Genomic DNA, 5,878 nt, shown 5'->3' on the forward strand with positions numbered 1-5,878 from the left:
GAGCAATCCAACCTGATCGGCGTCGTCGGTTCGAATCTCTCGACGCCGTTCATGGCACGGCAACTGGATCAACTGAGTCAGGCGTTGCTGAAGCGGAGCATGCAATGCCTCCTGCTCAACGCGGCGGAGGCGGAGCAGGGGATCTCGCCGCTGATCGAGCTCATTCTCGAATTCAGGGTGCGGGCCATCGTCGTCTTGTCCGGATCGCCACCCTCCGCGATCATCGACGAATGTCTCGCCAACGGCGTGCGCGTCATCCTCGTCAACCGCCAGGTGACCGATTCGGTGACCGACACGATTGTGAGCGACGACGCGCGGGGCGCGCGTCTTGCCGCGGACCGCCTTCTCGAGGCTGGCTGTCGGAAGGTGGCCGTTGTCAGCAGTGGAGCGGGGACGCCAAGTCAGACCCGGCGTCGGGAAGCATTTCTCGCCCACATGGAGAAGGCGAAATGCGAGGCGGTCACCTGGGCCCATGGCGACACCACCTATGAGGCAGGCGCCAATGCTGCACGCGAGCTTCTCAAAACGCATGAACTCGATGGCGTCTTCGGCGTGACCGATTTGCTTGCGCTTGGGTTCCTCGACGGCGCGCGCGAAATGGGCCGTCGCGTTCCTCAGGATATCTCCCTGGTCGGCTTCGACGATATTCCGCAATCGAGCTGGACCGCCTACCGCCTCACGACGGTCAGGCAATCGATGAGCGACCTCACCGAATCCGTTCTCGCCGCAATTGAGCGGGATGATGAAAAGGCCGCGCCGATCATCCATCGCATCCTTCCCGTTGAACTCGTAGAACGCGACACGACGCCCTCTCCGTAAAGTTGTGAAATTGGCGAGAATTTCCGCTTGCAATGAATTGCACACGTGTGCAAAGTGACGGTGCGAGATGGGACGATGCATCTTGCGCAAGCTGGCCGCGGAAGGCGTTGTTTTCCGAAGAAAAGAGCCGGGTATCGAGGAAACGCTTCGGCGCGCGCGTGTGCGTCGAGAAGGATGACGCCATGAGCAGTTCGGCCCTGCCGGGAGACTTTTCGCCTATTCAGAAATCCGGCATGCTGGCGCGCCGACTGTGGAATTTTTCGACGCAGCCGGAGCGAATTCTGGGTCTCATCCTTGCCGTGATCCTGGGTGCGCTGGTCCTCGTTCCGCTGTTCGAATTGCTGCGTGAAACCTTCACCGTACAGCCGTACGACAAGGCCTATCTGCCCAAGGCGCAGCCGGGCGATTTTACGCTTTTCCACTATGAGCGCGTGTTCGCGGGGCGCCTGTCCTGGGCGATTTTCTACAAGCCGTTTCTGAACTCGCTCGTGACGGCGTTTGGAGCGACAGTCATCTGTCTGTTCTTCGGCATCAGCTTGGCCTGGCTCGTCGTTCGGACCAACATCCCGTTCCGCAACACGCTCCATACCCTCGTCATGATTCCCTACATGTTGCCGTCGTGGGTTTTGGCGTTGGCATGGATCACGTTCTTCAAGAACGATCGCATCGGCGGGGCGAATGGGGCGTTCGCCTATTTCTTCGGCACGCAGCCGCCGGACTGGATCGCCTATGGCCCGATTCCGATCATCATCTGCTTGTCGTTGCACTACTATGTGTACTCGTATCTCGCCGTCTCCAGCTCGTTGACGAGTGTCGACAGTCAGCTTGAGGAAGCCGGCGCCATGTCGGGGTTGTCGCGCCTCAAGCAGCTTCTGTGGATCACCGCGCCGCTTCTATTGCCAGCGATCGGCTCTGCCGTCGTGATGACGTTCATTCGCGTCGTCGGTTCTTTCGGAACGCCGGCCGTTCTGGGTATGCCGGTGCGGTTTTATGTGCTCCCGACGCAGATTTACGCTGCCATGGGAACGCGCAACGCTGGCGATGGATTCCTGCTCGCGCTCGTGCTCGTCGTGCTCGCTTGCCTCTTCATCTACATCAACCAGCGGCTGATCGGCGTTCRCAAGAGCTTCGTGACGTTGTCCGGCAAGGGCTTTCGTTCGAAAGAGATCGATCTCGGACGCTGGCGTTGGCCCCTTTTCGCGTTCGTCATAGCCATGATGGCGGTCGCCGTCGCGTTTCCCGTGGTCCTTCTCGTTCTGCAGTCGCTGGTCAAGACGGCCGGAAACTACAGCCTCAGCAATTTGACGCTGCATTATTGGATCGGCGGCGGAGGGGAGGGCGTCGATCCGCTCCAGGCAGCCCTCGTCGACAACAGCAATATCCTCGATGCGACCTGGAACAGCCTCCGTCTGTCGTTCTTGACGGCAATGACGACCGGCATCTTCGGGTTTCTCATTGGTTACGTGGTAGTTCGAACCCGTGGCTCGTTGACGTCGCGCGCCCTGGAGATGGTTTCCTTCCTGCCATACATCTTTCCCGCGCTCGCCTTCGGCGCGATCTATATCGGTATGTTCGCGCGACCGGTGGGACCGTTTCCGGCGCTCTATGGCACTTTTGCTTTGCTCGTCTTGATTTGCTCGGTTAAGACTCTTCCCTTCACGGCGCGAACCGGCATCGCCGCGCTTCTTCAGATCGACAAGTCGCTGGAGGAGGCCGCTCGCGTTCAGGGCATTGGCTGGTTCAAGCGGATGCTCCGCATCATCGTCCCGATTGCAGCCGGCGGCCTGTTGTCTGGCATGCTGCTGAGTTTCATCAGCATCATGCGTGAATTGTCCCTGATCGTGTTGCTCGTCACCCCATCCAACAACGTGCTGTCGGGCGTCATCTACAACTACCAGAGCCAGGACATGCCGCAGCTCGTGGGCGTGGCGACCGTGCTGCTGGTGGCGCTGGTGATCGCAGTCAACCTGCTCGTGCGACTGGTATCGAAGAAGGCAAAAATCGGAGCCATCTGATTGGTCCCGATACAACCAAGCAAAACAAGCAAAAGGAGGAAACAGTCCATGAAGTCGAAAACCCTCACGAAATGGCTCGCCGCAGGCGCCATGACACTTGCTTTCGCCGCTCCGGCAATGGCGCAGAAGGCGGATCCGAAATTCGACGCCTGGCTCCAGAAGAACCAGTTCGGTGCGTTCCAGAAAGATGAGAAATGGGACGACGTCGTCGCGAATGCGAAGAAGGAAGGCGAGGTCGTCGTCTATTCCTCGACCGGCACCATGATGAAAGTCGCCGAGGATTTTGCAAAGGCCTACCCCGAGATCAAGGTGAAGGCCTACGACCTCGGTTCAGAGAAGACCATCGAGAAAGTGGTGCGCGAGCAGCAGGCCGGTGTCTACGCAGCGGACGTGATCTATACTGGCGGAACGGAGCAGATGGTTTTCGACCTCCTGCCGAACCACCGCATCGTCAACTATGTACCGTCCTATCTGGTGGACCGCATTCCCGCCGAGCATCGGGAACCGCTGCTGACCCATGTCGTCGAGGCCTATGGCATCTTCTACAACGCGGAGGCCAATCCGCAGCCACCGATCAAGAACATCTGGGAGCTGACAGAGCCGCAATGGAAGGGCCGCTTCTCCATGAAGTCGCCTGCCGGCTCGCTGACGACTCTCATGATGCTCGCGGCGATCGTCGAGCATTCCGATCAAATGGAGAAGGCCTACGAGAAGCACGCGGGCAAGAAGCTGCAGCTCTCCTCGGGAGTCGAAAATGCAGGCTATGAGTTTCTGCATCGCCTGATCGCGAATGACATCGTGATCTCCGACAACAGCTCGAAGATCGCGACAGCGGTCGGCCTGCGCGGACAGGCAAAGCCGCCACTGGCCTTCTCGGTCATCCACTACCTGACGAAAAATCAAACGGACAACTACGCCAATGCGGTTCCGTATGATCTCGATCCCGCCGCGCTCTTCTCGTATCCGACCTATGTGACGATCGCCGGGCAGGCGCCGCATCCGAATGCCGCAAAGCTCTACTTGGCGTTCCTAATGGGCAGCAAGGAGCTGAACGCGCAATCCGAACTCAAGCCGCCGTTCCGGTCCGGCAAATCCTTGGAGCTTCTGCAGGGCATGGCGGCGTTYTATCAAGTCGGCACGTTCTCGCCACGGACGGACGTTCCTGCGCCTCCGAACAGCGAATTCTGGCCGAAAGCCAAGAAGCTGACGGCCTCGCCTGAATTCGTGAAGGACAATATCGCGAAGATCAGTGACTTCTGGCTGGCCGAGACCAGCCGTTAATCGCCAGCGTGGCTTCCGAACGAGAGAATTGGCCCATGTCTGAAATCAAGCTCAGAAACATCACCAAGTCGTACGGAAGCCAAATGGCTGTTCCGGGGCTCGACCTTGAAATCCCCAAAGGCAGTTTCGTCACGCTTCTCGGCCCGTCGGGTTGCGGCAAGACCACGACCTTGCGCATGATCGCGGGCCTCGAACAGCCCACAAGCGGTGAAGTTTCGCTGGCGGGCAAGATCGTCTATTCCAGCACGACCGGATCCTTTGTCTCGCCGGAGAAACGCGGCCTCGGCTTCATTTTTCAAAGCTATGCGCTGTGGCCGAACATGAAGGTCGATCGCAACATCACTTTGGCTCTCAGCGAGGCGAAGCTTCCGGCGCAAACCGTCAAAGCCCGGCTCGCGGAAGCGCTGTCCAAAGTGCAATTGACCGGTCTCGAAGATCGGTACCCATCCGAACTGTCGGGTGGACAGCAGCAGCGGGTTGCCGTCGCCAGGTTAATTGCCGCACGCAACTCCGTCCTGCTCATGGATGAGCCGCTGTCGAACCTTGACGCCAAGCTGCGGACCGAGATGCGAACCGAATTGAAGCGTCTTCATCGCGAGCTTGGTGCCACCACCGTCTACGTGACGCACGACCAGGTGGAAGCGTTGACCATGTCCGACGTCATCGTCGTGATGAAGGATGGTGTCATCCAACAGCAGGGCAATCCGTACGAGATCTACCATCATCCGGCGAACCTGTTCGTCGCGGAGTTCATCGGTGATCCGAAAATCAATTTGTTCACGGGAACGGTGAAACGAGTTGGCGCGGAACAACGCCTTGCTTTCGGCACGGTGGATCTCGCGGTCCCGGCGGATACGGTCCTGCCGGAGGGGCCAGTGACCTTCGGGGCTCGACCGGAGAGCATCGTCATCCATGATCAGCCGGTCGCCAATGGCGTCGCGGCGGAGGTGGATGTGGTTCAGCCGACCGGTTCGCAAACCATCATTTCACTTGCGCTGAAGGGGCAGCGGATCACGGTGCTGATCCCGAGGTTCGAAATCAGCCTGCCGAAGAACAATGTCTGGATCGAGTTCTCCTTCGATCATCTCAGCTTCTTCGACGCTTCGGGCAATCGCATCGAGACGAAAACACCTCAACCAGCTTCCCACGCCGCATGAGGGCGGCGCATTACGAATAAGGACGCCTTTAGCCCATGAATCCCGCCAAGAAATATCCTCGCCCGCCGTTGAGCCTCATCGTCGATGATCTTCCGCCTTTCGGCATCAAGATGTTCGTCGGCGACGCAGAGGCGGCTGCCGACAAGGGAGCGTTGGAGAAGAACGACATCGCCATCGTGATCAATTGCGCGGTCAATCTCGATGTCGATTACAGCGGCGATATGGAGGCGGGTGTTTCGCAATCGCAGAAGGGGCCGTTCCGCAACTACAAACTGGGTCTCATCGACGACGACGGCAATCCGGAAACGATGCTGATTGCCGGCTATTTCATGCTCGACGGCGCGTTGCGCCAGAAGTTGCCCGACCGTCCGACCTACCCCCACCGCCGGCATGGCAACGTTCTGATTCACTGCAGGGGTGGGCGCTCGCGCTCGGTCATTCTGGCGGCCCTCTATATTCACATCCAGATGCCGGACCGTTTCCCGACGCTCGATTCCGCCATCGATCATCTGCGCCAGGCGCGCGCACTTCACCCGGACGAATGGTTCGAAACGCCCAAGCCGATGTTGATCGAAGCCGCTCGCTTTGCGGCAGGATGGATTGAGC

Annotated in this window: 5 protein-coding genes; all 5 read left to right on the forward strand. The window is 59.1% G+C overall.

The window, feature by feature from the left end; all coding sequences use genetic code 11:
- Positions 1-819 (forward strand): substrate-binding domain-containing protein (locus tag AC1DT3_RS10610; protein WP_477465221.1); only part of this gene is annotated, 819 nt, incomplete at its 5' end.
- A 182-nt stretch (positions 820-1,001) separates the two neighbouring features.
- Positions 1,002-2,834 carry an ABC transporter permease gene (locus AC1DT3_RS10615; RefSeq protein ID WP_477465222.1) on the forward strand — a complete coding sequence of 611 codons (1,833 nt, stop codon included), beginning with the start codon at positions 1,002-1,004 and terminating at the stop codon, positions 2,832-2,834.
- A gap of 48 nt (positions 2,835-2,882) precedes the next feature.
- Positions 2,883-4,115 (forward strand): ABC transporter substrate-binding protein, encoded by a 1,233-nt coding sequence (locus tag AC1DT3_RS10620; protein WP_477465223.1) that lies wholly within the window; start codon positions 2,883-2,885, stop codon positions 4,113-4,115.
- Positions 4,116-4,150: 35 nt separating this feature from the next.
- Positions 4,151-5,272 carry an ABC transporter ATP-binding protein gene (locus AC1DT3_RS10625; RefSeq protein WP_477465224.1) on the forward strand — a complete coding sequence of 374 codons (1,122 nt, stop codon included), beginning with the start codon at positions 4,151-4,153 and terminating at the stop codon, positions 5,270-5,272.
- Between the two features lie 35 nt (positions 5,273-5,307).
- On the forward strand, positions 5,308-5,878 hold a 571-nt coding region (locus AC1DT3_RS10630; RefSeq protein WP_477465225.1), incomplete at its 3' end, for a protein-tyrosine phosphatase family protein.

Source organism: Microvirga sp. P4_G7, assembly GCF_056401005.1.

What these genes read in the sequence shown, in the direction of transcription:
- AC1DT3_RS10625 (WP_477465224.1), top strand. Translation starts at nt 4,151, where the DNA reads ATGTCTGAAATCAAGCTCAGAAACATCACCAAGTCGTACGGAAGCCAA.